Source organism: Candidatus Ruthia endofausta (assembly GCF_013342985.1).
Classification (GTDB): domain Bacteria; phylum Pseudomonadota; class Gammaproteobacteria; order PS1; family Pseudothioglobaceae; genus Ruthia; species Ruthia endofausta.
Genome location: NZ_CP054490.1, coordinates 754,636 through 780,367, shown reverse-complemented (window position 1 = coordinate 780,367; position 25,732 = coordinate 754,636). Strand labels below are relative to the sequence as shown.

The following is a 25,732-nucleotide window of genomic DNA, read 5'->3' as shown; positions in this document are numbered from 1 at the left end:
ACACTAATGCCAAAAAGACAAGATCTTAAAAGTATTTTAATTATCGGCGCTGGGCCTATTGTTATTGGTCAAGCTTGCGAATTTGATTATTCTGGTGCTCAAGCCTGTACGGCATTGCGTGAAGAAGGGTATCGTGTTATTTTGGTTAATTCCAATCCAGCTACCATCATGACCGACCCGAAAATGGCAGATGCAACTTATATTGAACCAATTGAGTGGCGTACGGTTGAAAAAATTATTGAAAAAGAAAAGCCCGATGCTTTGTTGCCGACCATGGGTGGGCAAACTGCACTTAATTGTGCACTTGATTTAGAGCGTCATAGTGTGCTTAAGAAGCACGGCGTGGAAATGATTGGTGCTAAGAAAGAAGCCATTGATAAAGCCGAAGATCGTAATCTATTTCGTGAGGCGATGTTAAAAATTGGCCTTGATATGCCGAAAGCCGCCGTGGCTCATAATATGGAGCAAGCACATACTGTACAAGAAACAGTAGGTTTTCCAACCGTTATTCGCCCCTCATTTACCATGGGTGGTAGTGGTGGTGGTATTGCTTATAACAAAGAGGAATTTGTTGAAATTTGCGAACGAGGTTTAGACCTTTCGCCGACTAATGAGCTTTTAATTGAAGAGTCTATTCTTGGCTGGAAAGAGTTTGAGATGGAAGTGGTACGTGATAGCAAGGATAATTGTATTATTATTTGTTCTATTGAAAATTTTGATCCTGTGGGTATTCATACGGGTGACTCAATTACTGTTGCACCTGCACAAACGCTAACTGATAAAGAATATCAAGTGATGCGTAATGCTTCATTAGCAGTGCTTCGTGAAATTGGGGTTGATACAGGTGGTTCAAACGTGCAATTTGCGCTTAATCCAGAAGATGGTCGTTTAACTATTATTGAGATGAACCCACGTGTGTCTCGCTCATCAGCATTGGCATCAAAAGCAACAGGCTTTCCTATTGCCAGAGTGGCTGCAAAATTAGCTGTAGGCTACACTTTAAACGAACTCGACAATGAAATTACAGGTGGTAAAACACCCGCTTCTTTTGAGCCAAGTATTGATTACGTAGTAACTAAAATTCCAAGGTTTGCTTTTGAAAAATTTCCCAAAGCGGATGATTGTTTAACCACGCAAATGAAGTCTGTGGGTGAAGTAATGGCTATTGGTTCAACCTTTCAAGAATCTTTACAAAAAGCATTAAGAGGGCTGGAGGCCGATAAGGTCGGATTAGATCCTGTTGTTGATTTGAACGCTTATGATGCACGCAATAAAATACGTTCTGAGTGTATTTCAGCTCGAGGCGAGCGTATTTTCTATTTGGCTGATGCCTTTAGATTAGGCATGAGTGTTGAAGAAGTGTTTGATTTGTCTAGAGTTGATCCTTGGTTTTTAGCGCAAATACAAGACATTGTTTCAATCGAGTCACAAATTAACGGCACGAATGTGACCAATGTTGACGCTGATAAAATGTTTACTTTGAAGCGTAAAGGCTTTTCTGATGCACGTTTGGCGCAATTATTCTGCTGTAGCGAATCCTCAGTGCGTGAACGTCGCCGTGCACTTAACATTAAACCTGTGTTTAAGCGAGTGGACAGTTGTGCGGTAGAATTTGATACCCAGACTGCTTATTTATATTCAACTTATCAACTTGAGTGTGAAGCCAACCCAACTGATAAGAAAAAAATTATGATTTTGGGTGGCGGGCCCAATCGTATTGGGCAAGGTATTGAGTTTGATTATTGTTGTGTGCATGCATCACTCGCTTTACGAGAAGATGGGTTTGAGACAATTATGGTAAATTGTAATCCTGAAACAGTTTCAACCGATTATGATATTTCAGATCGTTTGTATTTTGAGCCATTAACTTTAGAAGATGTTCTAGCGGTTATTGATGTTGAAAATCCAGATGGCATTATTGTGCATTATGGTGGTCAAACACCACTTAAACTAGCTGAGGCATTGGAAAAAAGTGGTGCAAATATTATTGGCACAACCCCAGATGCTATTGATTTGGCTGAAGATAGAGAGTGTTTTTCTAAAATGTTGCAAGAATTAGGGCTTAAGCAGCCGCTAAATGGTACAGCACGTTCATTAGAACAAGCACAAGATATTGCAGATGCAATTGGTTTTCCATTAGTAGTTAGACCTTCTTATGTGCTTGGTGGTCGAGCGATGGAGATTGTTTATGACAAAGACAGTCTTGAGCATTACATGCACACAGCAGTCCAAGTATCAAACGATTCCCCTGTTTTGTTGGATTCATTTTTAGACCATGCTATTGAAGTTGATATTGATGCAATTTGCGATGGTGAAGATGTGGTGATTGGTGGTATTATGCAACATATTGAGCAAGCAGGTATCCATTCAGGCGATTCTGCTTGTTCATTGCCGCCTTATTCGCTAGCCAGTGATGTATTAGATGAAATGCGTGCTCAGGTTGTTGCCATGGCTAAAAAATTAAACGTGGTTGGTTTAATGAACACCCAATTGGCTTATCAAGATGGTGAGATTTATATTATTGAAGTTAACCCACGTGCTTCACGCACAGTTCCTTTTGTTTCTAAAGCAATTGGCGTGCCACTTGCTAATATTGCCGCACGTGTGATGTCGGGCGTGTCACTCAAAGCACAAAATTTTACCAAAGAGATTATTCCTAAGCATTTTAGCGTTAAAGAAGCTGTGTTTCCATTTAATAAATTTTTAGGTGTGGATCCAATTTTAGGTCCTGAAATGCGCTCAACAGGCGAAGTGATGGGCATTGGTAAAGATTTTGCTTCAGCCTTTGATAAAGCTCAATTAGCAGCAGGCAGTCGTGCACCAGAAAATGGCAAGGTGTTTGTTAGTTTGCGCAGGCTTGATCGTAATAAGCTGATTGATTTGGGTAAAAAATTATCAGCACAAGGCTTTAGCTTGGTTTCAACACGCAGTAATAGAGACATGCTAAATGAAGCTGGGCTTGAATGTGAAGTGGTTAATAAGGTATCAGAAGGCTCACCACATGTTGTCGATATGATTAAAAATGATGATATCGATTTGATTATTAACTCAACTGAAGATACTCAAGGTGTGACTGATGCTGCAGCGATTCGTTGTCAAGCATTAGTACATAAAGTACCATTTACCACCACAGTAGCAGCTGCATTCGCTATGCTGGATGGTTTGAAAGCCAATAATAAACTTACCATAACTAAACTTCAATCACTACACTCATAATGGAAAATATACCGATGACCGTTTTTGGTGCAAAAGCACTAGAAGCAGAGCTACTTAAACTTAAAGACATTAGTCGTCCACGTGTTATTGAACATATTGCCACAGCACGTGCCCATGGCGATCTTAAAGAGAACGCTGAATATCACGCCGCTAAAGAAGAGCAAAGCTTTATTGAAAGTCGAATTAAAGAAATTGAGTCAAAACTTTCGCGCATGCAAGTGATTGATGTTGTCAAACTTAAGCAAGATGGTCGCTGTGTTTTTGGTACTACTATTACTCTAATGAACATTGAAGATGATAGTGAAATTACGTATCGAATTGTGGGTGAAGATGAAGCTGATATTGTATTAGGTAAGATTTCTTGTCATTCGCCAATCGCCAGTGCATTAATGGGTAATGAAGAGGGTGATGAGGTGACAGTGAAAGCGCCCAAAGGTGATATTGTTTATAAAATATTAAATGTTGAGTATATTTAACGTTTTATAATAATTCAGCTCTATATTCAAAGTGCATCGTATCGTGGTGATACCACTTTCCATCCCAAATAAAGCTATATTTCTCAAAAGTATCAATAATAATTTGTGGTATTTTATTAACATGTGAAGCAAGAATTTGGTGCTCATCTGTGCATTTTCAACCCCATTTCAAGTAACTAGATTCAGCAACATTAAGGTCAATCGCAATACCAAAAGTTAGGTAGGCTTGATTAATTAGTGCCTTTAACTTTACGCCACTTATAGTTTTCTGCAATATTATGGATGAATGGTTTGAGTTCTGGATAGCTGTCTAACTCCTCGCCCAATGGCTTTTATTTTGCTTGCTACACCATTAATTTTAGTCACTTTAATTTTACGTCCATCAAGTTTTGGCTCTCAAATAATTTCAGTAAGATTTTGTTCAACTTTTTCTTGGGTATCGCCATACATGGTTTTGAAAAAATCTTGATTAGTAATTCTTCCCGGGTCAAACAAGTGTTTTGGTCTTATTATCATCAAATAATAAACGTTTGTCCTTTTTTAAAAATGATGTGATTGTCATTAAAAAAGGACAATTGTATTCGGGTAACTTCTCAATAATTTCTCTATATTGCTTGGATATTTCTTGTATTGCTTGATAATTTCTGTGTGATGAGCACGGAGGGAGCATCTTTAGTGGATATGTACAGCGCAATCTAGTCCTCTTGTGGGGTGTGATGTTTTATCTTTGAGTTGCTGATGGGGCCAATAATTTTTTAATGCGTGCTTTTTTGCGCATAACTTCAACTGTCCAAGTATTGGCATAGTATTTACTAAAATATTCGCCAATAGTGCTAAAAGTTTGATTTAAAATGGTACATACAAAACATACAAATCCTTGACACCAGTACGTCCAATCGCCATCATGGTCATTCTTTAACCCACGGCCCAATATTCCCCTCTGTCAATTCAGATGCTTTATATTGCAAGTGTTTAGTGGCAAAGTATCTCATTTTTTCACGCAAGGTTCTATTGGAAAAAGCCTAAGTGTTAAATGTTTTAGTCATAGGTGAAACCAGGGCTTTCCAAGTCGTATTATTAAGTATGCCTGTGGCGGGGGTAGGTTGAGAAATTATTGCACTTGTTCGAGAACTGTTTCAGTTGTTTGATCAAACACTATGTGTGGCTAAGCCTAATAATATTGCTAGTAAAGTTTTCATTAAGTTGCCACAGCATTAGCCCATTCTTTTATTTTAAGAATATCATGCCCACTATCGCCAATTCTGTAGTCTTTTTGAAGGGACACTACTTTATTTTTTTTAACATAGAGTGTGAACTTTCGTGTGCAGTTACTGAAATAAAAATGGATGGCAATAACGCTATTACTTATTTTTTTTTGCAAAATATTAATAGCCTTAAAGGGAAGATTGTGCTGTACTTATTATCTCTTATTTGATATAAGATTATGATCTATTTATTGCTATCCTCTGGGGTGGTGCTTGCTATGTTGTGATTTAAGCTGGGTATTTTGAATATGGGTGTAGATTTGTGTACTAGAAATGTCACTATGTCCAAGCATTAATTGCACACTACGTAAGTCTGCCCCTTTTTGTACAAGGTGTGTGGCAAAAGCATGGCGCAGTGTATGTGGTGATAAGGGTTTATTAATACCTGCTTTGAATGCGTAACCTTTAATGATATAAAAAAAATTTTGTCGGCTCATATTAGTGCCACGATTGGTTAGAAAATAACCATCAGTTTGGCCGTTCCTTAATAAAAATGGCCTTGCATTTTTTTCGTAATTTGTTAAACAATCCATTGCCATTTCACCCATTGGTAAAAGACGCTCTTTATTACCCTTACCATGAATGCGAATATATTCATCAGCCAGGTTAATATGATGATAACTCAGATTAATCAACTCCGAGACACGCAGTCCACAAGCGTATAAAAGTTCTAACATGGCTTGGTCACGCAGGCCAAAAATAGTGTTATGATCGGGTGTATTAAGCAGCCTCTCAACCTCATTAATATTTAAAAAAACGGGTAGTTTTTGCGCTTGTTTAGGATGGTGTAATTTATCAGTCGGATTTTTTTTAATGACTTTTTGTTTAATTAAGTATTGGTAAAAAATACGTAAACAGGTGAGTATTCTGGCTTGTGTGGCGGCACTCATAGATGTTGATTGGCGCTCATTAAAATATTGATTAATATGTGTATCGCTAATACCAGAGAGTGATTTATTGACCCATTTTGAAAATAAATTAAGATCAGAGCGATAAGCCGATAGCGTATTTTTGCTAGCGCCTGATGAAAGCCAGTAGTTGTCTAAAAATTGATCAATGAGTATTGAATTATCCATTACCAAATTATGACAGATAACGGCTTATAAAAAATGCCGGTGAAGGCCGATATTTTTCATCAAAAAAATCGTTTATTTTTTAAGCTGAAGTTTTTCTTTAATTCTAGCTTTCTTGCCAGTAAGGCCACGAAGATAATAAAGTTTGGCTTGATGAACTTTACCGCGACGCTTTACTTCAATTGAATCAATCATTTTTGAATGGGTTTGAAAAACTCTTTCAACACCCTCGCCATAAGAAATCTTTCTAACTGTGAATGCTGAGCCAATACCTCGGTTTTTCTTGGCAATAACAACACCTTCAAATGCTTGCAATCTTTCACGCTCGCCTTCACGTACTCTTACTTGTACAGTAATCGTATCGCCTGATGCGAATGAAGGTAGGTCTAATCTTAGTTGTTCGCTCTCAATTTGATCAATTAAATTCATTTGAGTGTTCCCTTGAATAAACTTTCATAAAAAAGGAATAATTATACCGCTATTTTGTCATATAATTTTATCTAGTTTTTGAGTGGTACACTTTTACGAAAAATATGGCATAATCTTTTAAATTTATATTTGAGTGTTTGTTATGGGAAAGGTAACTGGCTTTAAAGAATTTGATAGAAAAACCGAGGCTTATCGCTCTGTGGATTTGCGCATTAAAGATTATGGTGAGATCTTTACGAATCATCATGATAAGGCTCATCTTCAAGAGCAAGGTGCAAGGTGCATGGATTGTGGTGTGCCTTTTTGCCAGTCAGAAAATGGTTGTCCAGTTGATAATCTAATTCCAGAATTTAACGATTTAATTTATCATAATAAATGGCGAGAAGCACTAGCACGTTTATTAAAAACCAATAATTTCCCAGAATTTACAGGTCGAGTTTGTCCAGCGCCTTGCGAAGGTTCTTGCGTATTGGGTATTAATAATCCTGCAGTCGCGATTAAGAATATTGAGCAAGCCATTATTGACAAAGGTTTTGATAAAGGCTGGGTTAAGCCCTACACAGTTGAGTATAGAACGGATAAAAAAATTGCTATTATTGGCTCTGGTCCTGCAGGTTTAGCAGCGGCAGATGAGTTAAATAAAATCGGTCACAATGTTACTATATTTGAGCGTGATGACCGTATTGGCGGCTTATTAATGTATGGCATTCCAAATATGAAACTTGGTAAAAATGTGGTTGATTGCCGTGTGAAATTAATGCAAGACTCAGGGGTTGAATTTATAACCAATGTCGATGTTGGCAAAGACATCACCACCACACAATTACAACAAGGTTTTGATGCACTTGTGTTAACCACAGGTGCAAGTAGAGCACGAGATTTATTAGTGGATAATCGCCAAGCACAAGGCATACATTTGGCAATGGAATATTTAGCTAAAAACACCAAAAGTTTGCTAGATATTGGACGTGAAGATGAGTCAGATTTATCCGCCAAAGGTAAGGATGTGATTGTGATTGGTGGTGGCGATACAGGCACAGATTGTATTGGCACAGCGCTACGCCAAGGTGCAAAATCGATTGTGAATTTTGAGTTAATGGCCAAGCCGCCAGTTGAGCGTTCGTCAAACAATCCTTGGCCATTATGGCCACTCATTTATCGTGTGGATTATGGACACGCCGAAGTAACAGAAATGTTTGGTAAAGATCCAAGACAATATCATTTAATGACCAAATCGTTTATTAAAGATGAACAGGGTTTTGTCACTGGCTTAAGAACGGTCAATGTTGATTTTAAAGACGGGCAATTAACCCAAATTGATGGCAGTGAAAGAACTTGGTATACACAATTAGTTTTACTGTCAATGGGCTTTGTATCTCCTGAGCATTATTTAAGTGATGATGCTAATATTGAGCTTGATGAACGTGGTAATTATAAGGCTAAATACGGTCAATACACAACATCACAAAAAGGAATTTTTACCGCTGGAGACTGTCGTCGTGGACAATCGTTGGTTGTGTGGGCTATTAATGAAGGTCGTGGTGTTGCTGCTAAAGTTAATGAATATCTAGTATGAAATACTTGCTCATACTAACTACTATCCCTTAGGAGGTAGATTAGTTTGATTTTTTGAGAATTAAAGCAATCTACCTCCTAAGGGATAGTAGTTAGTACCACTAATAAACGCTGGTATTTTCTTTCATTTAAGTATAATCTATTTCGTTCATATTTCCTTTTGGAAAAAGCAAGGGGATTTACTTAAATATACTGGAGAGATAAAATGGCAGAGTTATATAACACACCCAACCTTGATGAGTTGGAAAATGGTCCATGGCCCTCGTTCGTTACAGGTCTTAAAAGATTAGCAAGTGACAGTCATGCTGGCGCTGAAATGGCACGTGACGTATTAGGCACACTAGAAACTTCATATGTAACCAAAAAAGGCTACTGGAAAGGCGGTACAGTTGGTGTTATTGGTTATGGCGGTGGTATTATTCCACGTTTTAACGAATTAAAAAACGAAGATGGTACTTATAAGTTTCCTGCAGCAAGCGAGTTCCATACTTTACGCATTCAACCACCAGCAGGCATGCACTACACATCAACTTTATTAAGAGATATGTGTGATATGTTTGTAGATAACGGTGGTTCTGGTTTGATTGCATTTCATGGCCAATCAGGCGACATCATGTTACAAGGTGCGACTGAAGAAACAACACAGACTATTTTTAATACATTTAATGATTATGGTTTTGATTTAGGCGGTGCTGGTCCTGCAGTGCGCACGGGTATGTCTTGTGTTGGTGCTTCACGTTGTGAGATGTCAAATGTTAATGAGCAAGCAGTTTTACGTACCTTGGTTAATGCATTCTTAGATGACATGCATCGTCCAGCATTACCATACAAAATGAAATTCAAAGTATCAGGCTGTGCAAACGATTGTATGAATACAGTTCAGCGTGCTGACTTTGCGGTTATTGGCACTTGGAGAGACGATATTAAAGTTAATCAAGACCTATGGAAAGCGATGGTTGCAGACAAAGGTCGTAGTTATGTTATTGACAACATTACTTCTCGTTGTCCTACCAGTGCGATGACACTTAATGAAGATAATTCAATTACAATTGATAACAAGAACTGCGTTAAATGTATGCATTGTTTAAATGTTACCAGTCCTTTAACTCATAAATATATTGCTAAAGGTGACGTAGAACCTATCTTAGCAACAGGTGATGATAAAGGCGTGATGATTATCATGGGTGGTAAGCGTACGCTTAAAATTGGTGACTTGTTTGGTTCAGTCGTTGTGCCATTTATGAAAATGGACACAGCAGATGATTTTGAAGCGATTGAAGATTTAGCAGGTGAAGTGATTGATTTTTTTGCTGAGAATGCATTAGAGCACGAAAGAACGGGTGAAATGATTGAGCGTATTGGCGTGGTTAACTTCCTTGAAGGCATTGGCCTTAATGTAGACCCTAATATGGTTAATTCTACACGTACTTCATCTTACGTTCGTATGGACACATGGGACGAAGAGGCTGTTAAGTGGTTTGAAAATAAAGCAGAGGCAAGTGCATAGGTACATCGTTTAAATAACAATTTTTAAGGTGAGTAGAGATCTCACCTAACTTTATATACTAGGAGAAATAAAATGGCTGAAGCACCAAGAATGCCTATCGAATCAGGTTGCCCTGATCCTATTCAATACATGCACCCGACGATGCGTCGTAACTACGGACAGTGGGTTTATCATGATCGTCCTCGTTCAGGTGTATTGCACCACACTTCAAAAAATAATGAAGAAGTTTGGACAGTTCGCTGTGGTACCGCACGTCAAATGGATGTTTATACCATTAGAAAATTAGCTGATATTGCTGATGAGTTTGCGGATGGCTTTGTTCGTTTTACCATGCGCTCTAATGTTGAGTACATGGTGGCTGATGGCGCAAAAGTTGAACCGCTAATTGTAGCATTAATTGAAGCAGGTTTTCCTGTAGGTGGTACAGGTCCGTCGGTAGCCATGATTTCACACACCCAAGGTTGGTTGCATTGCGACATTCCAGGTACAGATGCTTCGGGTATTGTAAAGTCGCTCATGGACGAACTGCATGAGGAATTTACGCGTGAAGAAATGCCTAACCGTGTACATATGACCACTTCTTGTTGTCAAATTAACTGTGGTGGTCAAGGCGATATCGCACTTAATATTCAACACACTAAACCACCTAAAATTAACCATGATTTAGTGGCTAATGTGTGTGAGCGTCCAACCGTTGTTGCACGTTGTCCAGTTGCTGCGATTCGTCCTGCAATGGTTAATGGCAAGCCAACATTGGAAGTTGATGAGAAGAAATGTATTTGCTGTGGTGCGTGCTTTCCGCCATGTCCGCCGATGCAAATTAACGATCCTGAGCATTCTAAGATTGCGTTATGGATTGGTGGCAAGAACTCAAATGCGAGATCTAAACCTTCGTTCCATAAATTAGTCGCTTCTAATTTACCTAACAATCCGCCAAGATGGCCAGAAGTTGGCGCCGTGGTTAAGAATATCTTGTCTGTTTATAAAGACGATGCCCGTGATTGGGAAAGAATGGGCGAATGGGTTGATCGTATTGGTTGGCCAGCATTTTTTGAAAAGACAGGTTTGCCGTTCACTAAATTCCACATCAATGATTGGAAAGGTGCACGTCATGAGTTAAATTCTTCTGCATATATTCGTTTCTAGATATCGATTATTATGAAGATTTCTATTCAAATTAATGAAGGGCCGTACCAGCATCAAGCATCTGATACGGCGTACCAATTTGCCAAAGCGGCGATTGAAAAAGGCCATGAAATTTTTCGTGTCTTTTTCTATCATGATGGTGTGAATAATGCATCACGTTTTACATTACCACCACAAGATGATCGTAATGTTGTTAACCAGTGGGCAGAGTTAGGCATTAAGAACGTTGATGGTGAGCCTGAACTTGTTGTGTGTATAGCGGCAGCGCTTCGTCGCGGTATGCTAGATAAATCTGAGGCAAGTAAGAATGGTATTGATGGTAATAACATTCATCCAGCATTTCGTATTTCTGGCTTGGGTCAGTTGATTGAAGCGGGCATTCAGTCCGATCGTTTAGTGGTATTTGGGGATTAAGATGGTAACTAAGAAATTTATATATTTAAATCGCCGTTCTTCATTTGGCACAGTGTATGCAATTGAGTCGCTAGAAGTAGTGTTAATTGCTGCAGCATTTGAACAGGATGTTTCTTTGGCTTTTATTGATGATGGTGTATATCAAATTGTTGAAGGGCAAAATGCTGATGGTATTGGTATGAAGAATTTTTCTAAAACCTTCCATGCATTGGGTGATTATGACATTAATAAGCTTTATGTATCAGCAGAGTCTTTAGAAGAAAGAGGATTGAATGTAGATGATTTAATGCCTTTAGTGTATGAAGATGAAGACGATGATTGGGCAGAAAAGCCGAGCGTTAAAGTGATTTCTAATGTCGAGCTTTCAAAAATTATGTCTGAACAAGACGTATGTCTAAGTTTCTAAGGGAGATTAAATATGTTACATACTGTTAATAAATCATCTTTCGAGCGAAATTCACTCAAATCCTGTCTTAATATAATTGATGATACAAGTGTTATTTTATTAATTGAAGATGGTGTTATTTCTGCTGCGAAAAATACCAACACACCAATGATTGCTAATCTTGCCGCTCAAGGTAGAGTTTATGCACTTCAGGGTGACGTTGAAGCAAGAGGAATTTCTTCAAAACTTGCTGATAATATCAAATTAATTGATTATGCAGGTTTTGTTGATTTGGTTGTTGAACATGGAACCGCGGTTTCTTGGGTTTAACTTAAATTTTTATATAGGAGTAAAAAATGGCTGATATTTTAGGCGCAGAAGTAGATGAAGAAGGTTTCTTGGTAGATTTGGGCGATTGGACCAAAGAAATTGCTGAGAAAATGGCAAAAGATGACGATGTTGATTTAAGTGATGAGCATTGGGATGTGATTAATTTCTTACGTGATTATTTTGAAGAGTACCAAATTGCACCTGCAGTGCGCGTATTAACCAAAGCAATTGCTAAAAGAATGGGTAAAGACAAAGGTAACTCTAAGTACTTGTACTCTTTGTTCCCATATGGTCCTGGTAAGCAAGGTTGTCGTTTCGCTGGATTGCCAAAACCAACTGGCTGTATTTAAGTCAATACAAGCAATAAAAACACCTGCTTTGGTGGGTGTTTTTTAATATTTTAACCATTGAATTTGAGAGCAATATGTCTGTAATAAGCATTTTTTTTACCGCTTTATTTTATATTTCATTAATTGTATTCCTTGTCGGAATGGCGAGAAAAATTTATCAATTTTGGATAACGCCAGTTCCCCTTAAAATTCCTACTGCACCAACTCCATTAACACAAACAGGTGTGGTTATGCGCATGATGCGTGAAGTGGCTTTATTTGAAAGTCTGTTCAAATCAAACAAATGGATTTGGTTATTTGGCTGGTTGTTTCATTTCGGTCTATTATTGGTTTTAATTCGCCATATACGTTATTTTTGGCCAGGTGACTTGCCCGATATCTTTTTATTAACCCAGCCATTTAAGTATGCTGCTTTTGCCATGGTAATTGGTCTTATTGGGCTTATGTTACGCCGTATTTTTGTTGAGCGTATTCGTTATATTTCAGCACCGAGTGATTATTTAATGTTAATCATGTTAATTATTATTGGTGTGAGTGGCGCTGTGATGACATTCACCAGCAGTCATACAGACATTATTATGGTCAAGGAATTTGCCTCAGGCTTAGTCAGTTTTAATTGGGCAAACCTACCAACAGAAGTGCATTTTTTAGTACACATTTTCTTGGTATTTGTGCTGATGGCAGTTTTCCCAATTTCTAAATTATTACACGTGCCAGGTATTTTTTTTAGTCCAACACGAAATCAGGTAGACGATGCTCGTTTAAAGCGCCATATTTCATCTTGGGCGCTCAAGCAAGAACAAGAACATGTAACACGACTAGAACAAACTTTAGGTAAGGATGAATAATATGGCAAAAGAATTTGACATTCCAGTATTACCCACTTATCTTGAAATTCCTGAGTTAAAAGAAGGTATTATGGATGGCGAGGGTCCGTTCAAATCCGTACAAGAATTTCAAAATCCATTAGGCTTTCCTGGTGAAAAAGTAGACAATTGGCAGCAAGTTGCTATTGATAAAATGGGCGAACTTAAGTCTAAATATCGCTCTGTACAAGTATTTTTAGATTCGTGTGTTAAATGTGGCGCTTGTACTGATAAGTGTCATTACTTTTTGGGCTCTTCAGACCCGAAAAATATGCCAGTTGCACGCCAAGATTTATTTAGAAGTGTGTATCGTCGCCATTTTACCTTTGCAGGTAAATACTTCCCTAAATTAGTAGGCGCTAAAGAGCTAGATGATGATATGTTGGATGATTGGTATAACTATTTTCATCAGTGTTCACAATGTCGTCGCTGTTCGGTATTCTGCCCATACGGTATTGACACAGCTGAAATTTCAATGGCAGCTCGTGAGGTGCTAGATGCAGTTGGTATAGGTCAAAAATATTGCAATCAAATTTTAGGTAAAGCTTTAACAATTGGTAATAACTTAGGTTTGCCTGAGCCGGCTTTGCGTGATACATTGCTTGACCTTGAAGAAGAAATTGAAGAAGAAACAGGTGGGGTTGCTGTTAAATACCCCTTAGATCAAAAGGGCGCAGAAATTCTATTAATCACCCCCTCAGCAGACTTTTTTGCTGAACCTCATATTGATGGTTTAATCGGTTATGGCAAGGTGTTTCATCAAGACGGTGTTAGTTGGACGCTAAGTTCATATGCCTCTGAAGGTGCAAACTTTGGCATGTTTATTGGCTCTTATGATGTGATGCGTAAAGCTGCTTTGCGTATTCGCAAGGCTGCACTTGATTTAGAAGTGTCACGGGTTATGGTAGGTGAATGTGGACATGCTTGGCGTGTTGCCTATAGTTTTTGGAATACTCTATCGGGCGTAGGTGCAGGTGCTACCGATGAATTTGGTCAAAAATTACAAGATCAATTAGATCATCGTTATCCGCAACCACAACATATTATTGAATACACCCATGGCTTAATTCAAAGAGGTAAACTGGCTTTTGATAAGTCTGCTAATGATGATCGCACGGTTACTTTCCATGATTCATGCAATGTTGCCCGTGCAACCAATATGGGTGGCATTTCAGACGGTCAATTTATTTTGCCACGTGATGTTATTAAAGCTGTGTGCAATAATTATGTTGATATGAAACGTAACACAATTAAGGAGGCTACTTTTTGTTGCGGTGGTGGTGGTGGCTTATTAACAGACGATTTAATGGAAATTCGTGTGAAGGGTGCAATGCCAAGAATGCAAGCACTGAAAGCAGTTGAAAAAGATAATGGCGTTAATACACTGGCTGCTATTTGTGCCATTTGTAAGTCGCAGTTTTCTAAAGTACTACCTAAATTTAATTTTGATCCGTACATGATTGTGAGTGTTCACCAATTAGTGAGCGAAGCAATTATTATGGATAAGCCACAAACAGCAGTTCAGAAGGTTCAACCACAAACTGATACTGATGATGCCATGTTGACAGAAACTTAAACGAATATAAGGAGATTTGATATGCAAAAGAACCCATATGGCGTACCAACTAAGGGCGATAATCACACATTCAGATTATATACCGATGATGGTGATGAACTAAAAACAGTGCCATGGAGCCAAAAGATTTTCAAAGAAGACACCTCTCATAAGTGTCCTACTTATGTCACCCAAACGCCACCTTGTCAAGGTTCGTGCCCTTCAGGGCATAATATTCGTGGCTGGTTAGACATTGTTCGCGGTATGGAGAAGCCTTCTGGTGACCTATCTTGGCAAGAGTATGCATTCCAATGTTCTACAAATTCAAATCCATTTCCATCGGTAATGGGTCGTGTTTGTCCAGCACCTTGTGAAGATGGTTGTAATCGTAATGAAGTTGAAGATACGGTTGGTATTAATGCGGTTGAACAGTTTATTGGTGATAATGCAAAAGTTGAAGGTTACACATTTAAAGTTGATGCTAAAGACACAGGCAAAAAAGTTGCCATTATTGGTGGTGGTTGTGGTGGTTTGGCAGCAGCACTTAAATTACGTCGTCAGGGTCACAGCGTCACTGTATTTGAAAAATATGATCAATTAGGTGGCATGATGATGTACGGTATTCCTGATTATCGTGTGCCACGCGATGTATTGTCTTATGAGATTGATCGTATTATCAATACAGGCATTGAAACTAGAATGAACACCAAGGTTGGTGTTAGTGTTACTATTGATGAATTAGAAAAAGAATTTGATGCGGTTTTATTTGCAATGGGTGCTATGAGCGGCCGTACGTTGCCTGTCCCAGGCGGTGAAGCAACAAATTGCGTCTCTGGTGTTGCTTTTCTTGAGGCGTACAACCAAGGCCGTTTAAAGCACATTACAGGCAAGGTGATTTGTATTGGTGGTGGCGATACTTCAATTGATGTTGTATCAGTTGCACGTCGTTTGGGTGACATTACTAATGTCGCTGAAAAAGATCGTCCTGAACATATTATTTTTAGTGACACAGCGCATGACGTGGTTGATACTTCTAAGCGTCTAGGCGCAGATGTATTGTTAACAACACGCTCTACTGTTGAAAACATGCCAGCAGCGCAAGAAGAAATTGATGATGCAACTCGTGAAGGTGTTGAAATTCAAGGTCAATTACAACCTGTTGAAGTAATTACAGGAAAAGATGGTCGTGCAACTGCACTGCGTATGATTCGTTTAGAAGAAGATGGAAACACACCAATTGAAGGCTCTGAGTTTGATATTGAATGTGAGTTGATTGTTTCTGCCATTGGTCAAGGTGTTGATTCTGAAGGCATGGACACTTCCTTCTTTAATGAGCATGGATTTATTGACGCAGATAAGAACTACCAAGTGCCTAATAAACCAGGTTTCTTTGTTTGTGGTGATGTGGTTCGTCCACACTTATTAACGACTGCCATTGGTCAAGCGTCAATTGTTGCTGAAAGTATTGGTGATTATCTTGCAGGTTCTGATCAACATACTCGTCCTAAGGTCGATGTTAGTTACTTTGATTTAATGGATAAGTTGAAAGAGTGGGACCTTTCTCCTGAGTCTTATGAGCAAGGCTCTGATGTTGCAGCCTCAACAGATATTGCCGATTTTGCGGTGCATAATTATGAAGATCGTGCTTTTGCTTCCATCATTCCACATGCGGAATTGTTCTTAGGTCATTTTGATTATGAACAACGCAATCAGCGCAATCACAAATTGGTAGATGTTGATAACGTATTGGGTAACTTTGATGAGCGTTTAATTGGCTATACTGAAGAGGAAGTGCAAAAAGAAGCAGCCCGTTGTATGTCTTGTGGCTTGTGTTTTGAGTGTGATAACTGTGTGATGTATTGCCCTCAAGACGCAGTCTTTAAAGTTAAGAAAGATAAGGCAACATTAGGCAGATATGTTGATACTGATTACAATAAGTGTATTGGTTGTCATATTTGTGCTGATGTTTGCCCGACTGGTTATATTCAAATGGGTCTTGGTGAGTAGTTCAATTTAATCTAAGCGGGATAAAATTATGAATCGTTTTTTGATTGTTTTTTTAACTTTGCTGATAAGCAGTGCGTTTGCGCATACTAACGAACACGCTAATCTTGGTGAGCAGGCCAGCTCTATTAAGGCATCTGGTAAAGTATTTCATGAAAGTATTTCAATTATTCGAAAAATACACCCTGAATTTTTACGCCATAAGCGTGATAAAACCTTACGCCAAGGCGTTCGAACAGACGAGTATTCTTTAAAAGGCTGTGTGTCGTGTCATGTCAATAAAGATAAGACAAACAACCAGTATCGTTCAGTTGATAAGAAAGGTCAATTTTGTTCAGATTGTCATGAACAGGTCAGCGTTAGCCTTGATTGCTTCACTTGTCACCGTACGATTCCAAAGGAAGGCTCCTTATGAATAAAACATTAAATCGTCGTGATTTTATCAAAACCATGAGTGCAACAACGATTGGTGTTGCCACAGTTGCTAGTGGTATTACACTTACAACATTCGCTAGTACTAACAAGGTGCCAGTGACCAATGAAAAACGTTGGGGCATGTTGATTGATACCAATAAATTAACCGAGGCTGATATTGATGGCATGGTTAGTGCTTGTCAAAAAGAACAAGGTTGGGGTTCAGAGCTATATTCAACAGGCAATCAAAAACCAGGCTGGATTAAAAAACTAAAAGTTAAAGATAAAGCGACTGGCAAAGTAAGCAATCTTGCACTCATGTGTCAGCATTGCGAAGAGCCGCCTTGTGTTGATGTTTGTCCAACAAATGCTTCTATGAAACGTGAAGATGGCATTGTATTGGTAGATAAACATTTATGTATTGGTTGTCGTTATTGCATGATGGCTTGCCCGTATGATGCACGCTCGTTTGTACACGAGACACTAAGAAATCAAAAAGAACACATGCCTCGTGGCAAAGGCACTGTTGAGTCTTGTACGATGTGTGTACATAAGGTTGATAAAGGTGAAGTACCTGCTTGTGTTGCAAGCGTGAACAGTGACGCTGTTATTTTTGGTGATTTGTATGATGTATCAAGCAAAATTAATCAAACTTTAAAAACAGTTCAATCTGCACAAATCAGAGCAGACCTTAATCTAAATACTGGCATACGTTATAGTGGTATTTAAATAATAAATTTAATTTGGGAATTTTATGAGCAATATTCGTTTTGAACAAATTGAAGGAAAAAGCCTAGGGTTTTATGCACTAATTGCAGGACTGGGGGGGCTAGTTTTAGCTGCACTAGGTAGTGCGTACTATATGGAGCATCATGGTCATTTTGTGACTGGTATGAGTAATCGTATTGTGTGGGGCATGCCACATGTGTTTGCTTTGTTTTTGATAGTGGCGGCGAGTGGTGCACTAAACGTGGCTTCAATTTCTTCTGTGTTTAATAAAAAACTATATAAGCCTTTATCACGCTTATCTGGTCTGGTTGCGTTATCATTATTAGCAGGTGGTTTAATGGTATTGGTGCTTGATTTAGGCCGCCCAGATCGTTTGATTATTGCCATGACTGAATATAATTTTAAATCAATTTTTGCTTGGAATATTATTTTATATAATGGTTTTTTTGTGGTGGTTGCTGTTTATTTGTGGTTGCTGTTTGAACGTCGTATGAATAAATTTAGCCGAAAAGCTGGCTTAGTCGCTTTTGGTTGGCGTTTAATTCTGACCACAGGCACAGGTTCTATTTTTGGGTTTTTAGTTGCTAAGCAGGCTTACGATGCCGTTATTATGGCACCTATGTTTATCATCATGTCTTTTGCGTTCGGGTTGGCATTTTTCATACTCATTTTGATGGCAAGTTATCAGTGGACTAACAGACCTTTAGAGGACGCTGTGGTTAATCGTTTGAGTAACCTTCTAGGTGTGTTTGTCGTAGCAGTAATGTATTTTGTGGCTGTATATCATTTGGGTAATTTGTATTTAGCAGAAAATACAGGCGTTGAAAATTTCATTCTTTTTGATGGCGGTATTTATACAAAATTATTTTGGTATGGGCAAATTATTTTAGGTGGGCTTACTCCAACGGTTTTGATTTACCATCCTGCTACTAAGGGTAATCGCTCAATGTTAGGCTTAGCTTCTGTGTTGATTATTATTGGCGGACTTATTCAGTTGTACGTTATTATTATTGGCGGTCAGGCTTATCCAATGGAATTATTCCCAGGTAAGGAAATTTTAGAAGGTTATGGTGGTGTTGCTCAGTATTCAGCTTCTCTGCCAGAGATTTTTCTTGGTATTGGTGGTGTTGCTTTGGCAATCATTGCGGTGACATTCTTGGTTAAACTCTTAGCGTTCTTGCCAGAAAGTTTGGCAGATAATGCAGCACAAAATAAATAATGTTTTTCCGTAAAAAGATGTATAATTATTTCGAGGTTAGAACTATAAATTATGAATGAGCGGGCTCATATCAGTGATTGGAATTGGAATCAAACTAACCATGCCCATGAGATAGCAAATGTTACGGAACGTCCTCGCATCGCCAGCAAAGAGATTATTAAAGGAATGAAAGGCTTGGATAGTATTGCCAAAATTGGCGAGAGTTACGTGCCTGCTTATGTAGAAGCTAGTTGTAAAAATGAAATGAAAAAAGTATTAAAAATACCCGCCTCAACAAAAATTAGAGAAGTTGCTGCAATTTATAAAACATATAAAGAGACAGTCATTGTAATACCTGCAAAAACACGCATCGTAAAATCGCATCCTGCGGTTTATTCTACAATTCAAGAGTGCGTCGAGAAAACAGCTGGTCATTACCAATGGCGTTCAATTTTATGCGAACAAAATGCGACCACTTTAGTGCTAAAGTCGTTTGAGAAAGCATTGTCTAAATCTGGTTATTTAGTTTCAAATCAGGTAGATGGAATTATTAATAATAAAACAACATTTGCTATTAAATCTTACCAAAAATCTAAAGGTTTAGATATTGATGGTTTGGTTAATATGGATACAGTTAAATCTTTAGGTATTAAATACTAAAGTATTAGAGTTTGATTTAAATAACTTAAAAAAAGGAGGCGTAACGCCTCCTTTTTTATTATCATAAAATTTTATGAGTTGTTTTTACTTATCTGCTAGTCATAAATCCTCAGGCAAAACTGTTGTTAGTTTAGGGTTGTGTGCTGCGTTTAAACAACAGTCTTTCAAGGTTCAAGCCTTTAAAAAAGGCCCTGATTACATTGATCCTATTTGGCTTGCTCAAGCTAGTGGCAACCCTTGTTATAACCTAGATTTTTACAACATGGCTGATGATGAAATTATCCAATTGTATAACAATCAAAGTGTCAATAGTGACCTTACTATTATTGAGGGTAACAAGGGTTTGTTTGATGGCATGAGTGTTACTGGTGGTAATGCTAATGCTGATCTTGCTAAATTGTTGAACATCCCCGTAGTATTAGTAATTGACAGCACAGGCATTACTCGTGGTGTTGCACCACTACTTAGTGGCTATCAGACGTTTGATAAAAATATAGATATTGCTGGCGTTATCCTTAATAAAGTAGCCAGTGAGCGTCATCAGTCAAAATTAATTCAAGCGATTGAGTATTACACTGATCTTCCTGTGTTAGGCTGCGTACGTCGCTCTAAATCACTAGTGATTGATGAGCGCCATCTGGGTTTAATGCCTGCCAATGAAACGCCACAATCGCAAACTTTTATCAAAAAAATTGCCAATATTATTGCCGATCAAGTTGACCTTAATGCATTAATGAATCTGACTTGTATTAAGCCCAATAAGCAAATTATTAACACTAGTACAATTAAGGAAAAAATCACGGTTGCTATTGCTAAAGATAGCGCATTTGGTTTTTATTATCAAGATGATTTAGATAAATTTGAGTCACTAGGTGTTAGTATAAAATATTTTGACACGCTTAAAAACAACAACTTGCCAGTATGTGATGGATTATTTATCGGCGGTGGTTTTCCAGAAATGCAACTTAAAGTGTTAAATGCCAATCAACCCTTGCTAGAAGATATTAAAACTAAAATAGAACAAGGTCTACCAACGTACGTAGAATGTGGTGGTTTGATGTATTTAACCAACAGTATTACCTATAATAAACAAACCTATCCAATGGTAGGTGTGATTGATGCAGATACGCATATGACACCCAAACCTATTGGCAGGGGTTATGTTGAACTTGAGCCAACCGATGAGCATTGCTGGTCTGGCGTGTCTAAGCGTATTTATGCGCACGAGTTTCACTACTCAAAGCTTAAAAATCTTAACGCCAATACACGTTATGCTTTTAAGGTTTTGCGTGGTGTGGGTGTGGATAATAAGTTCGATGGCATTATTAAACATAACCTTTTAGCTTCCTATACACACTTACGCAACGTGGAAGGCAATGCGTGGGTTGTGCAATTTGTTAACTTTATAAGTAAGATTAAAAAGCAAAAATTATGATTACAATTACAAAAAAAGCAGCAGATGAAATTATTTTATCAACCCATAATCCAGAAACTCAAGGACTGTTAATTCGCTTTGCTGTTGATAAAACCGATGATGGCTTCCAATATTTGATGGGCTTTGATGATTGTAATGAGAGCGATATCCATCTTAGATCTAATGGCATTGAGTACATTCTTGCTTATGAGCAAAAAGCACTACTTGAAGGCATGGTGGTGGATTTTGACCAAATGAATAAAGACAGCGATTATCACTTTGTATTTATGAACCCAAATGATCCAAACTACGAGCCACCAAAAGAGGAGCATGCGCCTGATAAATCAGATAAAAAATAACCCACTCGGATTATTTGTAATAATCTAAAATTCCTTGATAAATTGCATTGGCAATCTTATCCTATTCTTTTGAATTATTAAGTCATTTTTCCTCTTCAGGGTTAGAAATAAGTGCAGTTTCAACTAGCACAGAAGGAATAGGAGGTATTTTTAAGACAACAAATAATAAGAATGACTTTCATGCTTCAGGTTCGATTGATTTTTTTGCTAATTTTTTAGGTAATATGTTCTTCTTTTGAGCGCCGATAATCCATCGCACTTGAGTCTTCACCGCCATGATCTGCATCAATTAAAATGATTTTGGTTGTGTTTTAATCTTGTTTGGTTGTTTTTTTTATTGTCTGCATAAACATTGCCTAATAATAAAGAGAATAAGACGAATAAATGCATCTTCTCAATACAAAGAAGGCTTTGTTTATTTATTAAATTGAAAGAAGTTGTATTTGATATTTTTTATAAATTGATACATGTGAGCAGTTTCTTTCCAACTTGTGTATATGTGATAATTTCTAGTTCGCGCTTATCAAAATCATCAGTAATTTTAATCATCATATCTGCTGATGCAATTATGCCTTTGCCTAAATCTGCCCATTCAATCAGTTGAATATGACCAGGTGTTAAATATTCGCGGATGCCAATATATTCTAACTCTTGCGCATCGCTTAATCGATAACAGTCAAAGTGGTGGATATTGACTTTGTCATTAACATAGCTCTCTACTAGAGAGTAGGTAGGACTTTTAACTCGCTTAAACCCATAAAATTGAATAAATCCTCGAGCTAATGTGGTTTTTCCAACGCCTAAATCACCCTCTAAATAAATAACAATAGAGTTATCAACCAACTGAGCGCACCGAGCCAATTGATGTGCAAAATCATAAGTCTCAGACTCACTGTGAAGGGTTAATTTCAAAATAATTGCCACATATAAAGACCAAATACCCCAATAAGCACAAACCCTTCAAAACGATTAATAATGTGTTTTTTGTTAAATTTATAAGAGACAACAAGTAGTAAAATAGTCAATAATAACATGACTGGGTAGTCTCTATTAATAACCTCTACTGGCACATCTGATGGGTGGATTAATCCTGGTATGGCCAATACGGCAACGGTGTTAAATAGATTAGAGCCGATTACATTGCCTACCACCATTGCATATCGCTTCTTCAGAACGCTTGCGATTGATACTGCCAATTCTGGCAAACTGGTACCTAGTGCTACTACGCTAAGTCCAATAATTAAATCTGAAACACCAAATATTTTGGCCACTGCCACACCACCCCAAACCACAAGTTTTGCGCTAGAGACTAAAACCACTAAACCCACAATCAACATTACCCAAGTTTTTTTAACCTGAGTTTTGCTCACATTATGTTCAAGTTCGTCAAATTCATGATGCGTTTTATTTTTTGCCTGCTTAAAGGTATAAACAAAAAATAAAATTAGTAAAGACAATAAAACCATGCCATCTGTAAAATCAAGACGATAATCCCACAACAGTGGCCCTGCACAAAGTGTAGCAATCATTAAAAATAGCCACTCTTTTTTCAAAATATCTCCCTGCACTTTAATTGGAGCAATAATTGCACTAATGCCTAATATAAGCGCAATATTAAAAATATTAGAACCAATCGCATTGCCAATACTAAGTCCTGTATTGCCCTCCATAGCAGCAAGTGCAGATACTAACATTTCAGGTGCGCTGGTGCTAAATCCAAAGATAATTAATCCAATAATGAGTGGCGATATTTTAAAGATATTGGCAATTTTTGCCCCATTTTCAGTAAATTCATCCGCACTCCAAATTAAAAGTACAAATCCTGATAACAAGGCAATAATTGATAGTAGAATATCCGGCATAATTAATAAAGAGATTTTTGTATAAAACTTTCACTTATTATAAAGATATATAAAACCAAATGAATAAAACAGAATTCTTAATTGGCCGTAGTGGCTTAGATTTACTTGACGACTTTTACCCTGATGATTTGCCTAATGAATGGCGTTTTGATTATTACTCAACCTTATTCAAAGCCTTGGCTTTAAAAATTGATACTGAAGAAGATTTTGAGCAAATATTTACAGAATTAGAAGACTCTGATGAGGTATTTGAATTGGTTATATCTATTGAACAAGCTCAATTATTAGATGCAACTCAACTTGCATCAAAACTTAAACCAATCCAGCAATATCAATCTCAATTTATCTTATTTTGTGAACTTGATAAGCAGCTAAATAATGAAATAATGGCGATATTAAATGGCTATCAATTATGCTTTCAGTCTGACAAGAAACTTAAATTTGATTTAAATACTAAGCTAATAGCAAACAAGCATTTGTATTTTAATCAATTGCCTATTCTTTACACTTCTAATGTTTGGGATGAAAAGCAAATTCGGTATTTTTTACAAGACATATCGCTTATTAACACCAAAACTGTACTTATTTGCAAGCATGCAGAAAGTGAAACGTTGAATAAAATACGAATTATTGCCGAAATACTAGGGTTTTAGTTAGTGAATGTATTACTAACTAGACCACTTTTACAAGTAAAAGAACTACAATCTATGGTGCTTAAAAGTGGCAATAAGCCACTTTTCTTTCCAACATTAAAGCTTAATCCTATTGATGCCAAAGCAGAAAAAAGTCATTATGATGTGGTTATTTTTATTAGTGCCAATGCTGTTGAACACGGCTTAAAAATTCTTAAAACAATGAGTTATCATCAGATTTTTGCAGTGGGTAGTGCTACCGCCAGAAAACTAAGCGAGAATGACACAAAGATTGACGACTTTCCTAGAGAAAACGCTTCCAGTGAGGCGCTTTTGGCTCTTGATAGTGTGAATTGCTTGCATCATAAAATAATTTTAATTTTTAGAGGTAGAGGTAGAGGTGGTAGAGAAACCTTAAAGCAAGGCCTAATTAAGCAAGATAATCAAGTTGAATACGTTGAAGTGTACGAGCGTGTGAGTCATGATATTAACTCTCTGCACTATCAATCACTCAATGAATTTTTATTAAGCAATGAAGGTATTATTAGCATTACTAGCATAGATAGCATGAAATCACTACTGGAAATATCCAGCCAAATTCTTGATATTAATAAGCTTAAAAACTATTTATTAGTAGTTTTAAGTGACAGAATAAAGACTTATGTTAATTCAATTGGGTTTGACAAGGTATTGGTCACGCCGAATGCTAGTGATAATGGTATTATTTCAGTATTAACAAATCTTAATACACTTGACAAATCAGTAAAATCTAGTTAGTTTATCAACTATCTTTGGTGGTTTTTTGGAGGGTAATATGATTAAATTAAGTGTTTCACAAGTAGCACGTAAGCTTAGGGTAAGTCGCACCCAAATTCAAGCACAAATCAATTCTGGCAAGTTGCAGACTCATGAGGGTTACGTGACAACGGACAGCATTAGACTGGCTTATCCTAAAATAAGTTTGCATTCAGAGCAAGATAAACACATACAAAAAATGCAACAAATCAAAGCTGATGCCATGTTTAAAACCGGTGCAACTGATACTGCTAAACAAGAAAATGAACAAAAATTAATCAGCATCATCACCTCGCTTAAATCCAAGCTTTATAAAGAAGAGTTAAGGAATGAGCATTATGTAATGGTGTTTGAAGAATTGGGAAATCGTTTAAATGTGCTTGAGAAATGTTGCCACGCTCAAGATAAAGAGCCCTTACATAAACTTCAGCATTGGATTAAAAACCATGAAGAACAGAGCTAAATTAATAGATTTTTCATACTAATTCTTGGTTTATTAATCACCACTTCACAAGCAGTAGTTACAACCACCGGGTCTGATGGCACTGGAACCACAACAGGCACACACAGTCCTAGTCGAACAAACAGACCTCGATGCCGAAACAATAATCGCTAGAGCAGCAGAACAGGCAAACGCCAATGCCGCTGCGGATGTATAAACCACTATAAACACAGCGCAAAGCAGATTAGATTCACTCACAATTGGTAGTGAAAAACTTGAAGTTGATTCAGGTCAGGCTAATTTATTGGTTACAAATTCAGATGGCAATACGCATGTAGACAAAGTTAATAAAGGTGTTGCCATGAGTATGGCAATGGATGGTATTCCACAAACTTTTAACGGTAAAGGTTCAATTAGGGGTAAGTATTGGTAGATTTAATGCTCAGAATTCACTTGCCATTGGCGGCTTCTTATCATGATGATGAATATGGTTTGACTTAATAGTGTTAAAGCTACTCAGACAGGTTCAGGTAATAATGCTGGCTCAGTAGTTGATTGAGCATTTTAATTTTTTTAAACTCTATTAAATTATAGAAAATAGCCTTTAATTAGGTTATTTTTTATTAGGATTATCTA

At 37.5% G+C, this 25,732-nt stretch carries 28 protein-coding genes; 22 read left to right on the top strand and 6 right to left on the bottom strand.

Going from position 1 to position 25,732, the window contains the following annotated elements; genetic code table 11:
- Window positions 1–6: 6 nt before the first annotated feature.
- Both carB and greA read left to right on the top strand, forming a co-directional pair.
- Window positions 7–3,216, top strand: coding sequence for a carbamoyl-phosphate synthase large subunit (carB, locus tag HUE58_RS04405; RefSeq protein WP_174605811.1), 3,210 nt, complete (start codon window positions 7–9; stop codon window positions 3,214–3,216).
- The gene (gene greA / locus HUE58_RS04400) at window positions 3,216–3,692 is read left to right on the top strand and encodes a transcription elongation factor GreA (RefSeq protein ID WP_174605810.1); all 477 of its coding nucleotides are present in this window, start codon (window positions 3,216–3,218) and stop codon (window positions 3,690–3,692) included. The genes carB and greA overlap by 1 nt, the downstream gene beginning before the upstream one ends.
- 4 nt (window positions 3,693–3,696) lie before the next feature.
- Here greA and HUE58_RS07375 read toward each other — a convergent pair whose 3' ends face one another.
- From HUE58_RS07375 to rplS, 4 genes are all read right to left on the bottom strand, one after another.
- On the bottom strand, window positions 3,697–3,789 hold the full coding sequence (locus HUE58_RS07375) for a M15 family metallopeptidase (protein WP_479722974.1): 93 nt from the start codon (window positions 3,787–3,789) through the stop codon (window positions 3,697–3,699).
- A gap of 624 nt (window positions 3,790–4,413) precedes the next feature.
- Window positions 4,414–4,623 (bottom strand): hypothetical protein, encoded by a 210-nt coding sequence (locus HUE58_RS04390; RefSeq protein WP_174605809.1) that lies wholly within the window; start codon window positions 4,621–4,623, stop codon window positions 4,414–4,416.
- Between the two features lie 528 nt (window positions 4,624–5,151).
- Window positions 5,152–6,033 (bottom strand): site-specific tyrosine recombinase XerD, encoded by an 882-nt coding sequence (xerD, locus tag HUE58_RS04385; protein ID WP_174605808.1) that lies wholly within the window; start codon window positions 6,031–6,033, stop codon window positions 5,152–5,154.
- A gap of 72 nt (window positions 6,034–6,105) precedes the next feature.
- Window positions 6,106–6,459, bottom strand: coding sequence for a 50S ribosomal protein L19 (gene rplS, locus HUE58_RS04380; protein ID WP_174605807.1), 354 nt, complete (start codon window positions 6,457–6,459; stop codon window positions 6,106–6,108).
- A gap of 142 nt (window positions 6,460–6,601) precedes the next feature.
- Between rplS and HUE58_RS04375 the strand changes: the two genes are divergently transcribed.
- From HUE58_RS04375 to HUE58_RS04300, 16 genes are all read left to right on the top strand, one after another.
- Window positions 6,602–8,035 (top strand): glutamate synthase subunit beta, encoded by a 1,434-nt coding sequence (locus HUE58_RS04375; protein ID WP_174605806.1) that lies wholly within the window; start codon window positions 6,602–6,604, stop codon window positions 8,033–8,035.
- A gap of 204 nt (window positions 8,036–8,239) precedes the next feature.
- Window positions 8,240–9,541 carry a dissimilatory-type sulfite reductase subunit alpha gene (gene dsrA / locus HUE58_RS04370; protein ID WP_174605805.1) on the top strand — a complete coding sequence of 434 codons (1,302 nt, stop codon included), beginning with the start codon at window positions 8,240–8,242 and terminating at the stop codon, window positions 9,539–9,541.
- 72 nt (window positions 9,542–9,613) lie between these two features.
- Window positions 9,614–10,687, top strand: a complete 1,074-nt coding sequence (gene dsrB, locus HUE58_RS04365) for a dissimilatory-type sulfite reductase subunit beta (RefSeq protein WP_174605804.1) — start codon at window positions 9,614–9,616, stop codon at window positions 10,685–10,687.
- Window positions 10,688–10,699: 12 nt separating this feature from the next.
- Complete coding sequence (gene tusD / locus HUE58_RS04360; RefSeq protein ID WP_174605803.1) at window positions 10,700–11,101, top strand: sulfurtransferase complex subunit TusD; 402 nt, start codon at window positions 10,700–10,702, stop codon at window positions 11,099–11,101.
- 1 nt (window position 11,102) lies between these two features.
- Window positions 11,103–11,507, top strand: a complete 405-nt coding sequence (gene tusC, locus HUE58_RS04355) for a sulfurtransferase complex subunit TusC (protein ID WP_174605802.1) — start codon at window positions 11,103–11,105, stop codon at window positions 11,505–11,507.
- Between the two features lie 12 nt (window positions 11,508–11,519).
- Entirely contained in the window at window positions 11,520–11,816 is a 297-nt protein-coding gene (gene tusB, locus HUE58_RS04350; RefSeq protein WP_174605801.1) for a sulfurtransferase complex subunit TusB, read from the top strand.
- A 26-nt stretch (window positions 11,817–11,842) separates the two neighbouring features.
- Complete coding sequence (locus HUE58_RS04345) at window positions 11,843–12,166, top strand: TusE/DsrC/DsvC family sulfur relay protein (RefSeq protein ID WP_174605800.1); 324 nt, start codon at window positions 11,843–11,845, stop codon at window positions 12,164–12,166.
- Window positions 12,167–12,240: 74 nt separating this feature from the next.
- The gene (locus HUE58_RS04340) at window positions 12,241–13,014 is read left to right on the top strand and encodes a respiratory nitrate reductase subunit gamma (RefSeq protein WP_174605799.1); all 774 of its coding nucleotides are present in this window, start codon (window positions 12,241–12,243) and stop codon (window positions 13,012–13,014) included.
- Between the two features lies 1 nt (window position 13,015).
- A complete protein-coding gene (gene dsrK, locus HUE58_RS04335; protein ID WP_174605798.1) occupies window positions 13,016–14,608 on the top strand; it encodes a sulfate reduction electron transfer complex DsrMKJOP subunit DsrK in 1,593 nt (530 codons plus the stop codon).
- A 21-nt stretch (window positions 14,609–14,629) separates the two neighbouring features.
- Window positions 14,630–16,594: an NAD(P)-binding protein gene (locus HUE58_RS04330; RefSeq protein ID WP_174605797.1), complete on the top strand. Its 1,965-nt coding sequence runs from the start codon at window positions 14,630–14,632 to the stop codon at window positions 16,592–16,594.
- Between the two features lie 28 nt (window positions 16,595–16,622).
- Window positions 16,623–17,006 (top strand): sulfur reduction protein DsrJ, encoded by a 384-nt coding sequence (locus HUE58_RS04325; RefSeq protein ID WP_174605796.1) that lies wholly within the window; start codon window positions 16,623–16,625, stop codon window positions 17,004–17,006.
- Window positions 17,003–17,734 (top strand): sulfate reduction electron transfer complex DsrMKJOP subunit DsrO, encoded by a 732-nt coding sequence (gene dsrO / locus HUE58_RS04320; protein ID WP_174605795.1) that lies wholly within the window; start codon window positions 17,003–17,005, stop codon window positions 17,732–17,734. The genes HUE58_RS04325 and dsrO overlap by 4 nt, the downstream gene beginning before the upstream one ends.
- Window positions 17,735–17,759: 25 nt before the next feature.
- Window positions 17,760–18,953, top strand: a complete 1,194-nt coding sequence (gene nrfD / locus HUE58_RS04315) for an NrfD/PsrC family molybdoenzyme membrane anchor subunit (protein ID WP_174605794.1) — start codon at window positions 17,760–17,762, stop codon at window positions 18,951–18,953.
- 51 nt (window positions 18,954–19,004) lie between these two features.
- Window positions 19,005–19,592 carry a peptidoglycan-binding domain-containing protein gene (locus HUE58_RS04310; RefSeq protein WP_174605793.1) on the top strand — a complete coding sequence of 196 codons (588 nt, stop codon included), beginning with the start codon at window positions 19,005–19,007 and terminating at the stop codon, window positions 19,590–19,592.
- A gap of 73 nt (window positions 19,593–19,665) precedes the next feature.
- On the top strand, window positions 19,666–21,027 hold the full coding sequence (locus tag HUE58_RS04305; RefSeq protein WP_174605792.1) for a cobyrinic acid a,c-diamide synthase CobB: 1,362 nt from the start codon (window positions 19,666–19,668) through the stop codon (window positions 21,025–21,027).
- Window positions 21,024–21,365, top strand: a complete 342-nt coding sequence (locus HUE58_RS04300; protein WP_174605791.1) for a HesB/IscA family protein — start codon at window positions 21,024–21,026, stop codon at window positions 21,363–21,365. Before HUE58_RS04305 ends, HUE58_RS04300 begins: the two co-directional genes overlap by 4 nt.
- Window positions 21,366–21,818: 453 nt before the next feature.
- Here the strand turns inward: HUE58_RS04300 and tsaE are convergent, their stop codons facing one another.
- Both tsaE and HUE58_RS04290 read right to left on the bottom strand, forming a co-directional pair.
- Entirely contained in the window at window positions 21,819–22,289 is a 471-nt protein-coding gene (gene tsaE, locus HUE58_RS04295) for a tRNA (adenosine(37)-N6)-threonylcarbamoyltransferase complex ATPase subunit type 1 TsaE (protein WP_174605790.1), read from the bottom strand.
- Window positions 22,274–23,227, bottom strand: coding sequence for a calcium/sodium antiporter (locus HUE58_RS04290; protein ID WP_174605789.1), 954 nt, complete (start codon window positions 23,225–23,227; stop codon window positions 22,274–22,276). The genes tsaE and HUE58_RS04290 overlap by 16 nt, the downstream gene beginning before the upstream one ends.
- A gap of 59 nt (window positions 23,228–23,286) precedes the next feature.
- Between HUE58_RS04290 and HUE58_RS04285 the strand changes: the two genes are divergently transcribed.
- From HUE58_RS04285 to HUE58_RS07150, 4 genes are all read left to right on the top strand, one after another.
- The gene (locus tag HUE58_RS04285) at window positions 23,287–23,880 is read left to right on the top strand and encodes a hypothetical protein (RefSeq protein ID WP_174605788.1); all 594 of its coding nucleotides are present in this window, start codon (window positions 23,287–23,289) and stop codon (window positions 23,878–23,880) included.
- 3 nt (window positions 23,881–23,883) lie between these two features.
- On the top strand, window positions 23,884–24,636 hold the full coding sequence (locus HUE58_RS04280) for a uroporphyrinogen-III synthase (protein ID WP_174605787.1): 753 nt from the start codon (window positions 23,884–23,886) through the stop codon (window positions 24,634–24,636).
- Window positions 24,637–24,673: 37 nt separating this feature from the next.
- Window positions 24,674–25,117 carry a hypothetical protein gene (locus HUE58_RS04275; RefSeq protein ID WP_174605786.1) on the top strand — a complete coding sequence of 148 codons (444 nt, stop codon included), beginning with the start codon at window positions 24,674–24,676 and terminating at the stop codon, window positions 25,115–25,117.
- A 283-nt stretch (window positions 25,118–25,400) separates the two neighbouring features.
- Window positions 25,401–25,529, top strand: a complete 129-nt coding sequence (locus HUE58_RS07150) for a hypothetical protein (RefSeq protein WP_277997992.1) — start codon at window positions 25,401–25,403, stop codon at window positions 25,527–25,529.
- Window positions 25,530–25,732: the final 203 nt, after the last annotated feature.

Coding starts and splice junctions, on each gene's coding strand:
- HUE58_RS04375 (WP_174605806.1), top strand. CDS start 6,602: ATGGGAAAGGTAACTGGCTTTAAAGAATTTGATAGAAAAACCGAGGCT.
- greA (WP_174605810.1), top strand. CDS start 3,216: ATGGAAAATATACCGATGACCGTTTTTGGTGCAAAAGCACTAGAAGCA.
- HUE58_RS04345 (WP_174605800.1), top strand. CDS start 11,843: ATGGCTGATATTTTAGGCGCAGAAGTAGATGAAGAAGGTTTCTTGGTA.
- xerD (WP_174605808.1), bottom strand. CDS start 6,033: ATGGATAATTCAATACTCATTGATCAATTTTTAGACAACTACTGGCTT.
- HUE58_RS04310 (WP_174605793.1), top strand. CDS start 19,005: ATGAATGAGCGGGCTCATATCAGTGATTGGAATTGGAATCAAACTAAC.
- HUE58_RS04340 (WP_174605799.1), top strand. CDS start 12,241: ATGTCTGTAATAAGCATTTTTTTTACCGCTTTATTTTATATTTCATTA.
- tusC (WP_174605802.1), top strand. CDS start 11,103: ATGGTAACTAAGAAATTTATATATTTAAATCGCCGTTCTTCATTTGGC.
- HUE58_RS04330 (WP_174605797.1), top strand. CDS start 14,630: ATGCAAAAGAACCCATATGGCGTACCAACTAAGGGCGATAATCACACA.
- dsrO (WP_174605795.1), top strand. CDS start 17,003: ATGAATAAAACATTAAATCGTCGTGATTTTATCAAAACCATGAGTGCA.
- dsrK (WP_174605798.1), top strand. CDS start 13,016: ATGGCAAAAGAATTTGACATTCCAGTATTACCCACTTATCTTGAAATT.
- dsrA (WP_174605805.1), top strand. CDS start 8,240: ATGGCAGAGTTATATAACACACCCAACCTTGATGAGTTGGAAAATGGT.
- rplS (WP_174605807.1), bottom strand. CDS start 6,459: ATGAATTTAATTGATCAAATTGAGAGCGAACAACTAAGATTAGACCTA.
- HUE58_RS04285 (WP_174605788.1), top strand. CDS start 23,287: ATGAATAAAACAGAATTCTTAATTGGCCGTAGTGGCTTAGATTTACTT.
- HUE58_RS04275 (WP_174605786.1), top strand. CDS start 24,674: ATGATTAAATTAAGTGTTTCACAAGTAGCACGTAAGCTTAGGGTAAGT.
- HUE58_RS04305 (WP_174605792.1), top strand. CDS start 19,666: ATGAGTTGTTTTTACTTATCTGCTAGTCATAAATCCTCAGGCAAAACT.
- HUE58_RS04290 (WP_174605789.1), bottom strand. CDS start 23,227: ATGCCGGATATTCTACTATCAATTATTGCCTTGTTATCAGGATTTGTA.
- tusD (WP_174605803.1), top strand. CDS start 10,700: ATGAAGATTTCTATTCAAATTAATGAAGGGCCGTACCAGCATCAAGCA.
- HUE58_RS04325 (WP_174605796.1), top strand. CDS start 16,623: ATGAATCGTTTTTTGATTGTTTTTTTAACTTTGCTGATAAGCAGTGCG.
- HUE58_RS04300 (WP_174605791.1), top strand. CDS start 21,024: ATGATTACAATTACAAAAAAAGCAGCAGATGAAATTATTTTATCAACC.
- tusB (WP_174605801.1), top strand. CDS start 11,520: ATGTTACATACTGTTAATAAATCATCTTTCGAGCGAAATTCACTCAAA.
- carB (WP_174605811.1), top strand. CDS start 7: ATGCCAAAAAGACAAGATCTTAAAAGTATTTTAATTATCGGCGCTGGG.
- nrfD (WP_174605794.1), top strand. CDS start 17,760: ATGAGCAATATTCGTTTTGAACAAATTGAAGGAAAAAGCCTAGGGTTT.
- dsrB (WP_174605804.1), top strand. CDS start 9,614: ATGGCTGAAGCACCAAGAATGCCTATCGAATCAGGTTGCCCTGATCCT.